Source organism: Stenotrophomonas sp. YJH_SMC_135, assembly GCF_059372355.1.
The window spans coordinates 240121-255090 of the sequence record NZ_JCAFVN010000001.1; the positions used below are offsets into that span (position 1 = coordinate 240121).

20 protein-coding genes are annotated in these 14970 nt (G+C 68.0%); 3 read left to right on the forward strand and 17 right to left on the reverse strand.

Annotated features, from left to right (window positions below; all coding sequences use genetic code 11):
• Positions 1 to 213 precede the first annotated feature (213 nt).
• From rapZ to AC5P98_RS01350, 10 genes are all read right to left on the reverse strand, one after another.
• Positions 214 to 1098 (reverse strand): RNase adapter RapZ, encoded by an 885-nt coding sequence (gene rapZ / locus AC5P98_RS01305; protein WP_049408261.1) that lies wholly within the window; start codon positions 1096 to 1098, stop codon positions 214 to 216.
• Positions 1099 to 1125: 27 nt separating this feature from the next.
• Positions 1126 to 2076, reverse strand: coding sequence for an HPr(Ser) kinase/phosphatase (gene hprK / locus AC5P98_RS01310; RefSeq protein ID WP_005408388.1), 951 nt, complete (start codon positions 2074 to 2076; stop codon positions 1126 to 1128).
• The gene (locus AC5P98_RS01315) at positions 2073 to 2525 is read right to left on the reverse strand and encodes a PTS sugar transporter subunit IIA (protein ID WP_032130191.1); all 453 of its coding nucleotides are present in this window, start codon (positions 2523 to 2525) and stop codon (positions 2073 to 2075) included. The genes hprK and AC5P98_RS01315 overlap by 4 nt, the downstream gene beginning before the upstream one ends.
• 21 nt (positions 2526 to 2546) lie before the next feature.
• Complete coding sequence (gene hpf / locus AC5P98_RS01320; protein WP_005415556.1) at positions 2547 to 2864, reverse strand: ribosome hibernation-promoting factor, HPF/YfiA family; 318 nt, start codon at positions 2862 to 2864, stop codon at positions 2547 to 2549.
• 58 nt (positions 2865 to 2922) lie between these two features.
• Positions 2923 to 4344 carry an RNA polymerase factor sigma-54 gene (locus AC5P98_RS01325; protein WP_014646233.1) on the reverse strand — a complete coding sequence of 474 codons (1422 nt, stop codon included), beginning with the start codon at positions 4342 to 4344 and terminating at the stop codon, positions 2923 to 2925.
• 40 nt (positions 4345 to 4384) lie between these two features.
• Complete coding sequence (gene lptB, locus AC5P98_RS01330) at positions 4385 to 5104, reverse strand: LPS export ABC transporter ATP-binding protein (protein WP_005415558.1); 720 nt, start codon at positions 5102 to 5104, stop codon at positions 4385 to 4387.
• Positions 5104 to 5670, reverse strand: coding sequence for a lipopolysaccharide transport periplasmic protein LptA (lptA, locus tag AC5P98_RS01335; protein WP_032959333.1), 567 nt, complete (start codon positions 5668 to 5670; stop codon positions 5104 to 5106). The genes lptB and lptA overlap by 1 nt, the downstream gene beginning before the upstream one ends.
• Before the next feature lie 101 nt (positions 5671 to 5771).
• Positions 5772 to 6347: an LPS export ABC transporter periplasmic protein LptC gene (gene lptC, locus AC5P98_RS01340; protein WP_014646235.1), complete on the reverse strand. Its 576-nt coding sequence runs from the start codon at positions 6345 to 6347 to the stop codon at positions 5772 to 5774.
• Entirely contained in the window at positions 6344 to 6892 is a 549-nt protein-coding gene (locus tag AC5P98_RS01345) for a KdsC family phosphatase (RefSeq protein ID WP_049405389.1), read from the reverse strand. Before AC5P98_RS01345 ends, lptC begins: the two co-directional genes overlap by 4 nt.
• A gap of 67 nt (positions 6893 to 6959) precedes the next feature.
• Positions 6960 to 7961 (reverse strand): KpsF/GutQ family sugar-phosphate isomerase, encoded by a 1002-nt coding sequence (locus AC5P98_RS01350; RefSeq protein ID WP_014646236.1) that lies wholly within the window; start codon positions 7959 to 7961, stop codon positions 6960 to 6962.
• Between the two features lie 54 nt (positions 7962 to 8015).
• Between AC5P98_RS01350 and AC5P98_RS01355 the strand changes: the two genes are divergently transcribed.
• Genes AC5P98_RS01355 through AC5P98_RS01365 form a run of 3 tightly spaced genes read left to right on the forward strand, consistent with a single transcriptional unit; the run spans position 8016 to position 9853 of the window.
• A complete protein-coding gene (locus tag AC5P98_RS01355; RefSeq protein ID WP_005408396.1) occupies positions 8016 to 8246 on the forward strand; it encodes a BolA family protein in 231 nt (76 codons plus the stop codon).
• A gap of 21 nt (positions 8247 to 8267) precedes the next feature.
• On the forward strand, positions 8268 to 9539 hold the full coding sequence (gene murA / locus AC5P98_RS01360; RefSeq protein WP_049405387.1) for a UDP-N-acetylglucosamine 1-carboxyvinyltransferase: 1272 nt from the start codon (positions 8268 to 8270) through the stop codon (positions 9537 to 9539).
• Complete coding sequence (locus AC5P98_RS01365; protein ID WP_032957609.1) at positions 9536 to 9853, forward strand: hypothetical protein; 318 nt, start codon at positions 9536 to 9538, stop codon at positions 9851 to 9853. Before murA ends, AC5P98_RS01365 begins: the two co-directional genes overlap by 4 nt.
• Positions 9854 to 9992: 139 nt before the next feature.
• Here the strand turns inward: AC5P98_RS01365 and AC5P98_RS01370 are convergent, their stop codons facing one another.
• From AC5P98_RS01370 to purM, 7 genes are all read right to left on the reverse strand, one after another.
• Complete coding sequence (locus AC5P98_RS01370; RefSeq protein ID WP_014036249.1) at positions 9993 to 10676, reverse strand: DUF3108 domain-containing protein; 684 nt, start codon at positions 10674 to 10676, stop codon at positions 9993 to 9995.
• A 2-nt stretch (positions 10677 to 10678) separates the two neighbouring features.
• Positions 10679 to 11506 carry a DUF3108 domain-containing protein gene (locus AC5P98_RS01375; protein ID WP_049405384.1) on the reverse strand — a complete coding sequence of 276 codons (828 nt, stop codon included), beginning with the start codon at positions 11504 to 11506 and terminating at the stop codon, positions 10679 to 10681.
• Positions 11507 to 11574: 68 nt separating this feature from the next.
• Positions 11575 to 12234, reverse strand: coding sequence for a phosphoribosylglycinamide formyltransferase (gene purN, locus AC5P98_RS01380; RefSeq protein ID WP_049405382.1), 660 nt, complete (start codon positions 12232 to 12234; stop codon positions 11575 to 11577).
• Positions 12231 to 12893: a DUF2238 domain-containing protein gene (locus tag AC5P98_RS01385; protein WP_032957613.1), complete on the reverse strand. Its 663-nt coding sequence runs from the start codon at positions 12891 to 12893 to the stop codon at positions 12231 to 12233. Before AC5P98_RS01385 ends, purN begins: the two co-directional genes overlap by 4 nt.
• 41 nt (positions 12894 to 12934) lie before the next feature.
• Complete coding sequence (locus AC5P98_RS01390; protein WP_049405380.1) at positions 12935 to 13357, reverse strand: hypothetical protein; 423 nt, start codon at positions 13355 to 13357, stop codon at positions 12935 to 12937.
• A complete protein-coding gene (locus AC5P98_RS01395) occupies positions 13354 to 13842 on the reverse strand; it encodes a hypothetical protein (protein WP_032957615.1) in 489 nt (162 codons plus the stop codon). Before AC5P98_RS01395 ends, AC5P98_RS01390 begins: the two co-directional genes overlap by 4 nt.
• Positions 13843 to 13863: 21 nt before the next feature.
• On the reverse strand, positions 13864 to 14922 hold the full coding sequence (purM, locus tag AC5P98_RS01400) for a phosphoribosylformylglycinamidine cyclo-ligase (protein ID WP_049405378.1): 1059 nt from the start codon (positions 14920 to 14922) through the stop codon (positions 13864 to 13866).
• Positions 14923 to 14970: the final 48 nt, after the last annotated feature.

Below are 14970 nucleotides of genomic sequence, written 5' to 3' on the forward strand. Positions count from 1 at the left end.
TTCCCCTGGAAAAGGGATCCGACCCCATGCGTTTTTCGATGCCTGGCAGCGATTCATCCACGCATGGTGTGGATCCATCGTGTCGACCAAGGTCGACACCTACCCACACCGCCCCGCCATCCCACGGAATGCCGCTTTTGCTGTTGCTGTTGCTGTTGCCGGCCAGCGGCCGGCACTACCGACGGGTGCCGGGCGCAGCCCGGCCGGCCACCCTCAATCCTGTTCGCGGTGGTACGTCGCCACGTCCTGCCAGCCCATCTCGCGGGCATGCCGGGCCATGCGCTCGGCCAGGAACACCGAGCGGTGCTTGCCGCCGGTGCAGCCGAACGCCACGGTCACGTAGCTGCGGGTGCCATCCCCCAGTTTCGGCAGCCAGGTATCGAGGAAATCCATCAGCTGGGCCAGGTAGCGCTGCACGTCCGGTTGCGCTTCCAGGTAGTCGCGTACACCCGGTTCGCGGCCGCTGAGCGCACGCAGGTCCGGATCCCAGTGTGGATTGGGCAGCACCCGCGCATCGAACACGAAGTCCGCTTCGGCGGGTACACCGCGCTTGTAGGCGAATGATTCGAACAGCAGCGACAGGCCGGTGGCATGGTCCATCGCGAACTCGGTGATGATCCGCCGCCGCAGTTGGTGCACGTTGAGGTTGCTGGTATCGATCACCGCATCGGCCTCGCGGCGCAATGGCGCGGTCAGCTCGCGCTCGCGGGCGATCGCCTCGGGCAATGACAGGCCCAGCTGGCTCAGCGGATGGCGGCGGCGGGTGTCGGCATAGCGCTTGAGCACCGTTTCGTCGCTGGCCTCGAAGAACAGCACCTTCACTTCCACGCCGGCGTCGATGGCCAGCTGCCGCCAGTCGCCCAGCTGGCTCAGGTCGGCCTGGCCGCGCACGTCGATGCCCACCGCCAGCCGGCGCGGCGCGCTGCCATCGTGGTTGGCCAGCAGGCTGCGCACGAAGTCCGGCAGCAGGTGGATCGGCAGGTTGTCCGAGCAGTAGTAGTCCTGATCCTCGAAGGTCTTCAGGGCGACGGATTTACCCGAGCCGGACAGGCCGCTGACGATGATCAGGGTCGGGGCGGAGGGGGTGGCGGTGCTCATGGACAGGCTCTTCGAGGGGCAGGGGAATCAGGGTGTTCGCCGTTCCAGCAGATTGCTGTGGCGGGCGATGAACATCGCTGCCGGATCAATGCCCTTGGTGCGCAGGATGTGCAGGCGGGTGGCGGCTTCGGTCAGCACGGCCAGGTTGCGGCCGGGCATCACCGGCAGGGTGATCAGCGGAACGTCGAGGTCCAGCACATGGCGGGTGCCCGAGTCGCCGGTCAGGCGCTCGTAGCCATGCGGGGTGGGTTCGGTCATCGGCTTGGTCAGGTGGACGATCAGCCGAAGGTACTTGTTCTTCTTTACAGCCGTGTCGCCGAACATCTCGCGCACATTCAGCACGCCCAGGCCGCGCACTTCCAGCAGGTCCTGCAGCAGTTCGGGGCAGGTGCCGTCGAGCACGTCCGGGGCGATCTGGGTGAATTCGGGCGCATCGTCGGCCACCAGGCGATGGCCGCGGCTTAGCAGCTCCAGCGCCAGCTCGCTCTTGCCCGACCCGGCCTCACCGGTGATCAGCACGCCGATGGAATAGATCTCCATGAACACGCCATGCAGGATCACCCGCGGCGCCAGCGTGCGCGCCAGGTGGTAGGACAGGTGGTTGAGCAGTTCGTGGCCGCGCTTGGGCGACAGCCACAGCGGTGTACCGGATTCATCGGCGGCCGCGCGCAGGTCTTCCGGGCACGCCTGGTTGCGGGTCAGCACCAGCGCCAGCGGATGCGACTGCATGATCTTCTCGATGGTCTCCCAACGCTGGCGGGGTTCCAGCGCGTCCAGCCAGGACAGTTCCTCGGTGCCCAGGATCTGCACCTTGTTGGGATAGATCGCATTGAGGTAGCCGGCCAGCGACGGACGCCGCGAGACCGTGTTGCCGGCCTCCAGCTCGCGTTTCTCACCGGATTTGCCAGCGGCCCAGCGCAGCCCCAGCCGCTCGCGCTGCTGTTCGAACAGTTCACGGGCGGTGATGCTGGTATTCATGCGGCACTCGCAGGTGGGGTCATGTCCAGCGCCTCGCGCAGCGCCCGGGCATCGCCGGCTTCGCGCAGGGCCTGGCGGATGTCCGGTGCGGAAAACAGCTCGGCCAGCTCGGACAGCAGCATCAGGTGCTGGTGGGTGTAGTGGGCGGGGACGGCCATCGCGAACACCAGGTCCACCGGTTCGTCGCCGCCGAAATCGACCGGGGTCGCCAGTCGCAGCAGGGCGCCACGGGGGCGGTCCAGGGTCGGCGCGCGGCCGTGGGGGATGGCGATGCCGTGGCCGATCGCGGTGCTGCCCAGGGCTTCGCGCTGGCACAGGTTCAGATAGATCTGTTCGGCGTTGGCCTGGCGGCAGGCCAGCAACCCGGCGGCGGCCTGCAGGACGCTGTCACGGTCGGTGGCCGTGCAGAGCTGGGTCTGCACGGCCGCCAGGAGGTCAGTCAGGGGCATGTCTGCGGGGAACGGTGGCGATCAGCCACCATTGTCGCCCACCGGCAGCGGTGCGTGCTGCTGTTTTTTCTCCTTGTGCTTGATGACCAGGCGGTCAAGCTTGTCCGCGAGCAGGTCGATCGCGGCATACATGGTCTGGCCGCCGGCCTCGGCGTGCAGGGTCTGCCCCGGAATGTTGAGGCTCGCGTCGACGTGGTGTTCGGTCTTCTGCAGCTTGAGGGTCACCCGCGCTTCGCAGTGCTGGTCGAAGTGTTTTCCGATCCGGGCCAGCTTCTCCTCTACATAGGACTGCAGGGCCGGGGTGACTTCGACGTCTTTGCCAAACGTTTCGATGCGCATCGGGTTTCTCCTGTGTTCGGATGTGCCAATGAACCTCTCCGCCGGGCGCGGCGGCGCGTCAAGCGATTCTGACCCTTTCGTGCGAGGCGGAAATGTTCATGGCTTCACGATACTTCGCCACGGTGCGTCGCGCTACTGGAATTCCCGACGATTTGAGCAGGTCAGCCAGCTTGGCGTCAGAAAGCGGCTTGCGCGGGTTCTCGTCGTCGATCAGGCGGCGGATCATCGCCTGGATGGCCGTGCTGGACGCCTCGCCACCGCCTTCGGTATCGATGCCCGAGGCGAAGAAGGCGCGCAGCGGCAGGGTGCCGCGCGGCGTGCGCACGTGCTTGCGGGCGATCGCGCGCGACACCGTGGATTCGTGCAGGCCCAGCTCGGCGGCGATCTCGCGCAGGGTCAGCGGGCGCAGCGCCTGCTCGCCGAATTCGAGGAAGCCGGCCTGTTGCAGGATCAGGCTGCGCACCACCCGCAGCAGGGTTTCGCCGCGCTGCTGCAGGCCCTTCAGCAGCCAGCGCGCCTCCTGCAGCTGGCCGCGCAGGTAGCCGGCGTCGGCCTCGCCACAGCGGCGGATCAGCTGTTCGTAGCCACGGTGGATCACCACCTTCGGCCCGGCATGGGCCGCCAGCGCTGCGCGCCAGATGCCGTTCTGCCGCCACACCACCACGTCGGGCACCACATAGGTGTCCTGCGACAGCGGCGCGATCTGCGTGCCCGGACGCGGGTCCAGCGAGCGCAGCAGCGCGACCGCCGTCTCGACCTCGTCCAGCGGCTGTTTCAGTTCATGCGCCAGCCCGGAGACGCCACTGCGCGGCAGCCGTTCCAGCGGGCCTGCGGCAATCTGTCGCGCCAGCGCCAGCCCCGGCGTGTCGGCAGGCAACACGTCCAGCTGCAGCTGCAGGCACTCGCCGAGCGTGCGCGCGGCAACGCCGACCGGGTCGAAACGCTGGATGCGATGCAGCACCGCGAGGATTTCATCCTCACCGGCATGGACCGCCGGCAGCAGGGTTTCGGCGATGGTGGCCAGCGGTTCGCGCAGGTAACCATCGTCGTCCAGCGCATCGATCAGTGCAGCGCCGATGCTGCGGTCATGCGTGGAAAGATGCGACAGGTGCAGCTGCCACAGCAGGTGGTCGGCCAGCGTTTCGGTTTCCGCCACGCGCTCGGCGGCACTGCCGGTGTCATCGTCATCGTCGAAGCTGCCACCACTGCCGGCGGCACTCCAGTCGAGTTCGGCCGGCGCCCAGTCGTCGCCGTTGTCGGTGCGTTCGGCGGGCGCGTCGGCATCGGTGCTGTCGCTGGCCTCATTGGCGGCACTGCTGTCGTTGCTGTCGGCCCAGTCCAGCAGCGGATTGCTCTCCACGGCCTGGGCGATTTCAAGCTCCAGCTCGGTCGTGGACATCTGCAGCAGCTTGATCGCCTGCTGCAGCTGGGGCGTGAGCACCAGCTGTTGTCCCAACGATGTCTGCAGCCGAGTCTTCATGCCTGTGCCGAACGGAAGGAAAGGGACCCGGCGCCTGCGGTCACAGCTTGAAGGAATCCCCAAGGTAGACGCGACGTACGTCGGCGTTGTCCAGGATCGCCTCCGGCGAGCCCTGGGCCAGCACGGTGCCCTCGGCGAGGATATACGCGCGGTCGCAGATTCCCAAGGTCTCGCGCACGTTGTGGTCGGTGATCAGCACGCCGATGCCACGCTGCTTGAGATGGGTGACGATGCGCTGGATTTCACCCACCGAGATCGGGTCGACACCGGCAAACGGTTCGTCGAGCAGGATCAGGCGCGGCTGCGCGGCCAGTGCGCGGGCGATCTCGCAGCGACGACGTTCGCCACCGGACAGGCTGGCGCCGAGCTGGTCGGCCACATGGCCCAGCTGCAGCTCGTCGAGCAGGCTGTTCAATTCGCGTTCGCGGCCGGCCGAATCCAGGTCTTCGCGAAGCTCCAGTACCAGGCGGAGGTTGTCGGCCACCGTCAGCTTGCGGAACACCGACGGCTCCTGCGGCAGGTAGCCCACGCCCTGCTTGGCACGGGTGTACATCGGATCGCTGGTGATGTCCTTGCCGTCGAGCACGATGCTGCCGGCATCGGCGGCGACCAGGCCGACGATCATGTAGAAGCAGGTGGTCTTGCCGGCACCGTTGGGGCCGAGCAGGCCCACCACTTCACCGGCGTCGAGGGTCAGCCCGAAGTCCTTCACGACTTCGCGCTGCTTGTAGCGCTTGCGCAGGCCCTTGGCGACGAGCATTACTTCTTGCTCCCGGCCGGCTTGGCCGACGTGCTGGCCGGCGCCGCCGCCTTGGGCGTGGCCGCCGGCTGTGCCGCCGCGTTCTTGTTCTTCGGCGGAATGACGGTGCGCACGCGGCTGCCATCGCCACCGGAATTCATTTCGCCGCTACGGGTGTTGTAGACCATGCGCTGGCCGGCATTGGTGCCGCGCGCGCTGGTGACCTTGTAGTTGCCGGTCAGGGTGATGATCTCGGTCTTGATGTCGTAGTCGATGCGATCAGCCACCGCGTCCATCCAGGTGCCATCGTCGAGCTGCTGCTTCATCGTGGCCTGCTTGCCGGTGAACACCGCACGCACGGCCTCGCCGTCCTTCAGGTAGATCTCGGCTTCGGACGAGCGGATGTCCAGCGAGCCCTGGGTGACGGTCACGCCCTGCGAGAGCACGGTCTTGCCATCGCCGGTGAGCACGCCCGACTGCGCGCCGGAGTCGATGTTCATGTTCTCGTTGCGGTCGGTGGACTTGGCAAAGGCAGCGCTGGGAACAAGGAGACCGAGCGCGAGTACGGCTGCAAAGGGAATCTTCATCGGGGTCCGTTCTACCGGTGGGGCCGCCCGGGAAACCGGGGGCGGATGGGTGGGCTGCCTGCCTTGCGCCTGTCCGGGGACGTCGCAGGAGGGCGGCGGAATCAGCGTCGGGGCGTGTAACGGCCCTTGGACTGGCTGAGGAAATGATACGTGTTGTTCTTCGAATCCACCTCGAAGCCAACGCCGGACTGTTCCATGCCGGGGCGGGTCATGGTGACCAGCGCATCGGTGCGGGCACGGTTCTCCTTCGGGAACACGTCCAGGTGGTCGGTGCGGAAGGTGGTCGGCACCACGCCCGGATCGGCCGGGCTGTCGCCGGCGACATTGCCGCGCAGCTTCATCTGGTCGCCCTTGGCGCTGAGCCAGCCCGTCTCGGCACGCAGGGTCCAGTGCTTGCCATCCTTGTCCGGCATCTCGAACAGCGGCGTGGCGATGTTGATGGTCTGGTCGCCACGCTGGCGCTCCAGCAACGGTGCGCGCAGGGTGGTCGATTCCTTGCCGTGCTCATCCAGGGCGACGACCTGGAAGTCGTGCAGGACGTAGTCCACGCCGACATCCTGGCCGGCAGTGGCCGGACCCTTGTCGCGGTTGCGCAGGGCCGCCCAGCTGCTGAGCAGGGCCGCCAGCAGCAGGCCGATGCCGAGCAGGGTGCGCCAGTTCAGGCTCGGCAGGTTCATGCGCCGAACCTCGCCAGGACCGCGTCCACATGTCCCTGCGCGGCCAGCAGGATGTCACACAGCTCACGGGCTGCACCACGTCCGCCATCGGCGCGGGTCTGCCAATGCACGCGCTCGGCGATCCACGGGTGGGCGTTGGCCGGCGCCACCGCCAGGCCGACCGCGCCCAGCGGTGCCAGGTCAGGCAGGTCGTCGCCCATGAAGGCCACCTGCTCCAGGCCGATGCCGTGCTGCGCACACAGCGCCTGCACGCTGGCCAGCTTGTCGCCCACGGCGATCTGGGTATCGATGCCGAGGTCGGCGCCGCGCCTGAGCGCGGACTGGCTGTTGCGCGCGGTGATCAGCACGGGGTGGATGCCGTGCTGCTGCAGCAGTTTCAGGCCCAGGCCATCCTGCACGAAGTACGCCTTGCTCTCGTTGCCGTCCTTGTCGTAGTACAGCCGACCGTCGGTGAGGGTGCCGTCCACGTCGAAGCAGGCCAGGTGGACGCGGGCCGCGGCGGCATGCAGGTGGGCGGGGAAGGCGGGCAGGGGGGACCAGGGCATCAGGGGGGCAGGCTCGGTGGATTCGGGTTGGGACGGTACAGACTGAATGGGGTCTACGGACTGTCGGTTAAACCACCCGCGCCCGCAACAGGTCATGAATGTTCAGGGCACCGACCGCCCGGCCCTGGTCGTCGACCACGATCAGGCCCGTGATCTTGTGGGTCTCCATCAGCCGGGCAGCCTCCACCGCCAACTGGTCGGCGCCGATGGTACGTGGGTTGCGGGTCATCACATCGGCGATCTTCGCGGTGCGCACGTCCAGCGCGCTGTCCAGCGCCCGGCGCAGGTCACCGTCGGTGAACAGGCCGATCAGCACACCGTCGGCATCGACCACGGCGGTCATGCCCAGCCGCTTGCGGCTCATTTCGACCAGCGCCTCGCTGAGGCTGGCGTCGGCCCCCACGCTGGGCAGGTCCTCCCCGGTGTGCATGACGTCGGTGATATGCAGCAGCAGGCGGCGGCCGAGGCTGCCGGCCGGGTGCGAGCGGGCGAAATCGTCGGCGGTGAAGCCGCGTGCGTCGAGCAGGGCCACGGCCAGCGCATCGCCCATCGCCAGCGAGGCGGTGGTGCTGGAGGTCGGCGCCAGCGCCAGCGGGCAGGCCTCGGCCGGCACGCTGACGTCCAGGTGGATATCGGCGGCGGTGGCCAGGCTGGACTGCGGGCGGCCGGTCATGGAAATCAGCACGTTGCCCTGGCGCTTGAGCACCGGCAGCAGCATCAGCACTTCGTCCGATTCGCCCGAATAGGACAGGGCCAGCACCACGTCGGCCTCGGTGATCATGCCCAGGTCACCATGGCCGGCTTCGCCCGGATGCACGTAGAACGCGGGAGTGCCGGTGGAGGCCAGCGTAGCGGCGATCTTGCGGGCGATGTGCCCGGACTTGCCCATGCCGGTGGCGACCACCCGGCCGCGGCTGGCCAGGATCGCCTGGCAAGCCTGCTGGAAGGCCTCGCCGAGGCGGTCGGCCACGGCATCAAGCGCCTGCCGCTCGATCTCGAAGACGCGGCGGCCGCTGGCGACCAGGCCGGCAGGGTCGACGGAACGGGGGGGCAACAGGGATTCGGCCATGCGGACGCCACGCAGCGGAAGTAGAATGGAGGCACATTTTATTAGGAAAGCCCGTTGGACGCCGACACCATCCGCAACCTGATCGAAACCGGCCTGCCCGGCGCCCGCGCCGACGTGCAGGGCGACGATGGCGTGCATTTCGAAGCGACCGTGGTCTGCGAGGCCTTTGCCGGCAAGATGCCGCTGGCCCGCCACCGGATGGTCTATGCCACCCTGGGCGACCTGATGGGCGGCGCGATCCACGCGCTGGCGCTGAAAACCGTGACCCCGGCCGAAGCCGGCTGAACCGCAGAAGATCCCGAATACATGGCCAAGATCGTTGTGACCGGCGGCGCTGCGCTGCACGGTGAAGTGAGCATCTCCGGCGCCAAGAACGCCGTCCTCCCCATTCTCTGCGCGACCCTGCTGGCCGATGCGCCGGTGGAGATCACCAACGTGCCGCACCTGCACGATGTGGTCACCACGGTGAAGCTGCTGGGTGAACTGGGTGCCAAGGTCACCATCGACCAGGGCACGCTGTCGCGCGGCAGTGCGATCGTGGTCGACCCGCGTCCGGTCAACCAGCATGTCGCCCCGTACGAGCTGGTCAAGACCATGCGCGCCTCGATCCTGGTGCTGGGCCCGCTGCTGGCCCGCTTCGGCGCGGCGGAAGTGTCGCTGCCCGGCGGCTGCGCGATCGGCTCGCGTCCGGTCGACCAGCACATCAAGGGCCTGCAGGCGCTGGGCGCCGAGATCGTGGTCGAGAACGGCTTCATCAAGGCCACGGCCAAGCGCCTGAAGGGCGGCCATTTCACCTTCGACATGGTCAGCGTTACCGGCACCGAGAACGTGCTGATGGGCGCGGTACTGGCCGAAGGCACCACCATCCTCGACAACTGTGCGATGGAACCGGAAGTGACCGATCTGGCGCATTGCCTGATCGCGCTGGGCGCGAAGATCGAAGGCCTGGGCACTGCCCGCCTGGTCATCGAAGGCGTCGAGCGCCTGTCCGGCGGCCGCCATGAAGTGCTGCCCGACCGCATCGAGACCGGCACCTTCCTGGTGGCTGCGGCGATGACCGGCGGCAAGGTCACGGTCAACCGTGCGCGCCCGAACACCATGGACGCGGTGCTGTCCAAGCTGGTCGAAGCCGGTGCGAAGATCGAGACCACCGACCACACCATCACCCTGGACATGCAGGGCAAGCGGCCGAAGGCGGTCAACCTGACCACTGCGCCGTACCCGGCGTTCCCGACCGACATGCAGGCGCAGTTCATGGCGCTCAACTGCGTGGCCGACGGCGTCGGCGTGATCAACGAAACGATCTTCGAAAACCGTTTCATGCACGTCAACGAGTTGCTGCGCCTGGGCGCGGACATCCAGGTCGAAGGCCACACCGCCATCGTGCGGGGCAGCGAGCACCTGAGTGGCGCACCGGTGATGGCCACCGACCTGCGTGCCTCGGCCTCGCTGATCCTGGCCGGCCTGATGGCCAGCGGCGAGACCACCATCGACCGCATCTACCACCTTGACCGTGGCTACGAGAACATCGAAGAGAAGCTGTCTTCGCTCGGTGCCACCATCCGGCGCGTGCCATGATCCTGCGCGGCAAGTTCAGCCCGCGTCGCAAGGCGCTGCTGGCGCTGGTGCTGATCGTGCTGGCGTGGCTGGGCTACGCCTGGTACGCCAACATCGCCATCACCCAGGGCATCGAGCAGAAGGACATGGACTGGAATGGCGATGGCACGGTCTCGCGCGACGAGATCATCGAGTCGTTCTATGCGGTTGCGGTGAATGACAGCCAGGACGGCAACCGCCATTGCCGCACCTTCGTCTGGCGCAGCACCGGCGAGCAGATCCGCGTGGACTGCCGTACCGAGTTCAAGCCGGCGGCGGCCGAAGAAAAGAAGTAAGAAAAACGCCCGCGAAAGCGGGCGTTTTCTTTTCGCGGGGCCCGGGGTCGGATCCCTTTCCGTCGGAGAGGGCTCCGGCCCCAGCCACACAACCGGGGTCGGATCCCATCCCCGAGGGGATGGGATCCGACCCCGGCACTCAGTTCATCGCCTTGATGGTCAGGTCCAGTGCATCGCGGTCGTTCTCCCGCTGCAGCATGCGCGCCGGCACAGGGAACTCCGGCACGATCCAGGCGATCAGCTCCTTGTTGCCGTCGGCACGCGAGACCTTGGTCGCTTCGTAGCTCTTGCCGCCCACGGTGATCGACTCCTTGCCGATCACGCGGTAGGTCATGTTCTTGATGCGGCCTTCGTCGACCATGCGATAGGTCAGCGGCTTGCCGGCGGCGAGGTCACGGGCGATCGCCAGGTTGATCAGCAGCGCGTCCATGTCACCGGATTTCAGTGCGATAGGTCCAGCGCGGTCCGGCTTGATGTCGCCGGTCCAGGTGGCCTGGTTGCTGGTCCAGTTGTAGTTGGCCTGCACGTTGCGCTTCTTCACCAGCAGCGCCGAACGGTCCTGGCTGCTGAGCGGGCGCAGCTGGCCGCGCACTTCTTCGAACACGGTGCTCTGGCTCAGGTCGGCCAGCTGGTTCTTCACCTGCAGCGTGTAGCGCCACTTGTTGGCACCCTCGCTGCTCAGCGTCATGCTGCCATTGGCCTGCATGCCCATGTAGCTGGCCAGGTAATCGGCCTTGAACGGCTGCAGGGCCATGGCCGGCAGGCTGGCCACCGACAGCGCGGCGGCAGCGATCCAGGTGAGGGGGCGGGTCAGGGTGCTCATGCTCAGACTCCTTGGTATTCGATCAGGCGCAGATCGACGCGGTCTTCGCCGTCTTCGCGTTGCAGGATGCGCACCGGGGTGGGGACACCGTTGGCGATCCAGAGGATGGTTTCGTTGTTGCCGCCGTTGGTCCGGTAGACCCGCAGCGCGTTGTAGGACAGGTCGCCGACCTCGACGTTCTCGGTCTGCGGCGCGGCCTGGTAGTCGTGCTGGCGGACCTTGCCCATGTCCACGTAGCGGTAGTGCATGGTGGCACCCGGACGGGCATCCCGCATGATCGCCAGGTTGATCAGCAGGGCGCTCTGGTCGCCCGGCTGCAGCGGAATCGGCTGCGCACGCTTCTTCTCGACGTCGCCGGTCCACTGCGCGGTACCGGCCTGCCAGTTGTACGTGCCGACCGCCTTCTTGCCCAGGAACAGGCCCTTGCGCACCGTGCTCTGGCTCAGCGGTGCATAGGCGCCGGCGCGCTCCTCGAACACCGTGCTCTGCTCGATGTTCAGGCCCAGCACGCTGGCAAAGCCGCGGCGGCCGACCACCTGCATGTCGACCCGCCACTGGTTGCCGCCGGTATGGGTGACCTGCATGCTGGCGTCGCCGGCCTCCTTGCCTTTGTAGAAGGCCTGGTAGGTGGCGCTGAACGGCTGCAGCGGCGGCGGTTCCCACGCCAAGGCCGGCAGGGCCGGGGCCGCCGCTTCGGCCGGCGGTTGCACCGCTGGCACCGGCGCCGGAGCCGGCGAGGCGGCAGGCGCCTGCGCCTGGCCCCAACCCACGCCGGGGAGCACGACAAGCGACAGCAGCAGCGAAGTGGACAGCAGGGTCGTGGTCTTCATGGAAGAGAGGAGCCGCAGGAGGTGGGCAGGATGCCAGCCCCGCAGTCAGCGGGGCGTGTGCGTGGGCGTTACCGGTTCAGGCTCCCGGCGGAATCTAGGGCCAGCGGGCTAAACAGGGGGTGACCGTCCAGTTGCGGCTGGCCCTCCCGTTCAGTCAGGCGGCCGGCGCACAGCAGCTGCAGCGTGGCGATCAGCAGGGGATGCTCCACCGCCAGCACACGCGCGGCCAGGGTGTCGGCGTCATCGCCGCGCAGCACCGGTACCCGCACCTGGGCCAGCACGGCGCCGGCGTCCAGCTCGGGTACGACCAGGTGCACGCTGGCACCGTGCTCGGCATCGCCTGCATCCAGTGCCCGCGCATGCGTGTCCAGCCCCTTGTGCAGCGGCAGCAGTGACGGGTGGATGTTGACCAGGCGGCCATTGAAGCGCTGCACGAAGGCGGCGCCGAGTATGCGCATGTAGCCGGCGCAGACGATCCAGTCCGGTGCGACCGCGGCCAGTGCGTCGCCCAGTGCCTGCTCGTAGGCGGCGCGGTCCTGGAATTCCTTCGGCGCATGCGCCCAGCGCAGGTTGGCGCTGACCCGCTGCAGCGCGGCGGCGGCCGGGCGGTCGGAAAATACGCCGACGACCTCGGCGCGCAGGCGTCCCGCAGCGATGGCATCGAGGATGGCCTGCAGGTTGCTGCCGCGGCCGGAGGCAAGCACGGCAATGCGGGTGGGCGCGGTCATTGCGGGGTACTCCGGCGGATCAGCGGCCAGGTCAGCAGGCTGCCCACGGTGGCCATCAGCATATCGGCATGGGCGTCCCACATGTCGCCCTGCTGCCCGTTGTAGGCCTCGGCGGCGTCCGGCGACAGGGCGAGCGCGATGGCCCATTCGAACCACTCGTAGACCAGGCTGGCGCACATCACCGTCATCACCGCCAAGGTGAAGGCCTGGCCGCGGCGCAGCGCCGGCCAGGCGTGACGTGCCAGCTGCAGCAGTGCCGGCGTGAAACAGACGCCGAACAGGAAGTGGATGAGGCGGTCGAAATGATTGCGCTGCCAGCCGAACGCCGCATTCGGCGACCAGCCGATCAGCGCCTGCGTCCACGCGTCGTAGGGAACGTTCGAGTACAGCCAGCGGGCGGCCACACAGTGCAGCGCGATGAAGCCGCAGATCGCGATGAAGGCACCGTTGCCCAGCCAGCCACCCCGGCGGTCGACCCACAGCAGGGCGCCCAGGCCGATCACGGTCAGCGTGCTGTGCAGCGCCTGCTCGGTGGGCCACAGCGGCTGGATCCAGCTGACCGCGAATACCGCCAGTACGGCAGCGAAGGCCAGCTTCTTGGGGCGCGAGAAACGGAAGGCGCTGGGCGAAGCGGTCGTGGGGAGGGCAGGCGCGGACATGGGAAGTCGATCAGGAAAGGGCGGGGCGTCTGCCGGCAAGTTCAGACGCGGAGATGGTCGCCGCGGTCGAACAGGGCGGCCATGTCAGGCTTGGACAGGAACACCCAGGCATAGGCGGTCAGGGCCATGCCCAGCGGGCCGGCCAGCACCGCCAGCCAGGCCGCGCGCTGGCACCAGGCCAGCCCGGTGCGGCGCGACAGCAGGCGCGCGGTGTGCAGCTGCACGAAGCCCAGCGCGGCAGCCAGCACTGAAACGACGCCGTACACGGTGGCCAGTACCGCGCCATCGTCCAGCCCGCGCGAGCTGGCAACCAGGCCGATGAAACCGAGGAAGGCCAGCGCGGCCATCCAGTGGAAAACCGCCAGCGCGTAGAACAGCACCTTCAGCGTCTGCAGGTGGCTGCCCAGCTGAAGGTGCGCCAGGGTCTGCTGCGGCAGCGGCGGCGGTGCGCCCGGGCTCGTCATGCCGCCGTGCCCGCTGTGTCGAACGCGGCCTTGACCTGCGGACGCAGCAGCGTGATCAGGCTGAGTACTCCCAGCACGGTACCGATCGGCGTGAACAGACAGGCCAGCCCGGCCACGATCAGGCACAGCAGGTAGCGGCGGCGGCGGGCCAGGCAACGGCCGGCGTAGGCCACGAACGCGCCCAGGGTGACGCCACCGAACACGATGACACAGCCGATCACGACGAACATCCAGCCGAACACGCGCTGTTCGGCCGGCGACGAGGGCTGGCCGCCGGAGTTCATCGGCAGGTTGCCGGTGAGCGCGGTGACGCCGAGCACGATGTGGACGATGAAGATCAGCGAGAACAGCGCGATCAGGCCGCCGACCACGTAGTGCGCGATTGACAGCATGCGCAGGTGGTCGGCGTCCTGGGGGCTGAACGCCGGTACCGCCGTCGTTGGCGGCGGCACGGGGGTAGGGGGCAGCGGGGGCATTGCGTCCATGCGGGCTCCTCGGGGCCGGGTTCAGCCGATGCGGACGCGCTCGGCGCCTTCAGCAGTGACCACCTGGCCGATGGTCCAGTGGTCCAGGCCCTGCGCCTTGACCGCCTCGGACACGGCGGCGACCTGGTCGGCTGCCACGATCAGCACGAAGCCGATGCCGCAGTTGAAGGTGCGCCACATCTCGCTGTCGGCCACGGCGCCTTCCTTCTGCAGCCACTGGAACACCGGCGGCAGGGTCCAGGACGATGCCTGGATGTCCAGGCCGAGGCCGTCGGGCACCACGCGGATGATGTTCTCGGTCAGGCCGCCACCGGTGATGTGGGCCATGCCGTGGATGGCCTCGCCGTGCGACTTCAGCAGTGCCAGGATCGGCTTCACGTACAGGCGGGTCGGTGCCATCAGCGCGTCGACCAGCTTCACGCCGCCCTCCAGCTCCAGGTCGGCCGGGCGGCCGGCGCGGTCGTAGATGCGGCGCACCAGCGAGTAGCCGTTGGAGTGCGGGCCGGACGAGGCGATGCCGATCAGCACGTCGCCGGCGGCCACGCTGGCGCCGTCCTTCAGCTCGCTCTTCTCGACCGCGGCGACCGTGAAGCCGGCCAGGTCGTACTCGCCCGGGGCATACATGTCGGGCATTTCAGCGGTTTCGCCGCCGATCAGCGCGCAGCCGGCCTCGGTGCAGCCGTTGGCGATGCCGCCCACGACCGCTGCGGCGGTGTCGATGTCCAGCTTGCCGGTGGCGAAGTAGTCCAGGAAGAACAGCGGCTCGGCACCCTGCACCAGCACGTCGTTCACGCACATGGCGACCAGGTCGATGCCGATCGTATCGTGGCGGTTCAGCTGGTGGGCCAGCTTCAGCTTGGTGCCCACGCCATCGGTACCCGACACCAGCACCGGCTCGCGGTACTTGTTGGACAGGTCGAACAGGGCGCCGAAGCCGCCCAGGCCGCCCATCACTTCCGGGCGGAAGCTGCGCTTGACCAGGGGCTTGATCCGCTCGACCAGCGCGTTGCCGGCGTCGATGTCGACACCCGCGTCACGGTAGGTGAGGGGGGAAGGGGCGGAAGACGGGGTGTTGGTCACGGGCGTCGGCGCTGGCAGGGGTTGAATGAGCGATTTTAACAGGCCGCA

Bases quoted from the DNA above. Each gene is read 5' to 3' on its own strand.
- rapZ (WP_049408261.1), bottom strand. From the start codon at position 1,098: ATGAGCACCGCCACCCCCTCCGCCCCGACCCTGATCATCGTCAGCGGC.
- hprK (WP_005408388.1), bottom strand. From the start codon at position 2,076: ATGAATACCAGCATCACCGCCCGTGAACTGTTCGAACAGCAGCGCGAG.
- AC5P98_RS01315 (WP_032130191.1), bottom strand. From the start codon at position 2,525: ATGCCCCTGACTGACCTCCTGGCGGCCGTGCAGACCCAGCTCTGCACG.
- hpf (WP_005415556.1), bottom strand. From the start codon at position 2,864: ATGCGCATCGAAACGTTTGGCAAAGACGTCGAAGTCACCCCGGCCCTG.
- AC5P98_RS01325 (WP_014646233.1), bottom strand. From the start codon at position 4,344: ATGAAGACTCGGCTGCAGACATCGTTGGGACAACAGCTGGTGCTCACG.
- lptB (WP_005415558.1), bottom strand. From the start codon at position 5,104: ATGCTCGTCGCCAAGGGCCTGCGCAAGCGCTACAAGCAGCGCGAAGTC.
- lptA (WP_032959333.1), bottom strand. From the start codon at position 5,670: ATGAAGATTCCCTTTGCAGCCGTACTCGCGCTCGGTCTCCTTGTTCCC.
- lptC (WP_014646235.1), bottom strand. From the start codon at position 6,347: ATGAACCTGCCGAGCCTGAACTGGCGCACCCTGCTCGGCATCGGCCTG.
- AC5P98_RS01345 (WP_049405389.1), bottom strand. From the start codon at position 6,892: ATGCCCTGGTCCCCCCTGCCCGCCTTCCCCGCCCACCTGCATGCCGCC.
- AC5P98_RS01350 (WP_014646236.1), bottom strand. From the start codon at position 7,961: ATGGCCGAATCCCTGTTGCCCCCCCGTTCCGTCGACCCTGCCGGCCTG.
- murA (WP_049405387.1), top strand. From the start codon at position 8,268: ATGGCCAAGATCGTTGTGACCGGCGGCGCTGCGCTGCACGGTGAAGTG.
- AC5P98_RS01365 (WP_032957609.1), top strand. From the start codon at position 9,536: ATGATCCTGCGCGGCAAGTTCAGCCCGCGTCGCAAGGCGCTGCTGGCG.
- AC5P98_RS01370 (WP_014036249.1), bottom strand. From the start codon at position 10,676: ATGAGCACCCTGACCCGCCCCCTCACCTGGATCGCTGCCGCCGCGCTG.
- AC5P98_RS01375 (WP_049405384.1), bottom strand. From the start codon at position 11,506: ATGAAGACCACGACCCTGCTGTCCACTTCGCTGCTGCTGTCGCTTGTC.
- purN (WP_049405382.1), bottom strand. From the start codon at position 12,234: ATGACCGCGCCCACCCGCATTGCCGTGCTTGCCTCCGGCCGCGGCAGC.
- AC5P98_RS01385 (WP_032957613.1), bottom strand. From the start codon at position 12,893: ATGTCCGCGCCTGCCCTCCCCACGACCGCTTCGCCCAGCGCCTTCCGT.
- AC5P98_RS01390 (WP_049405380.1), bottom strand. From the start codon at position 13,357: ATGACGAGCCCGGGCGCACCGCCGCCGCTGCCGCAGCAGACCCTGGCG.
- AC5P98_RS01395 (WP_032957615.1), bottom strand. From the start codon at position 13,842: ATGGACGCAATGCCCCCGCTGCCCCCTACCCCCGTGCCGCCGCCAACG.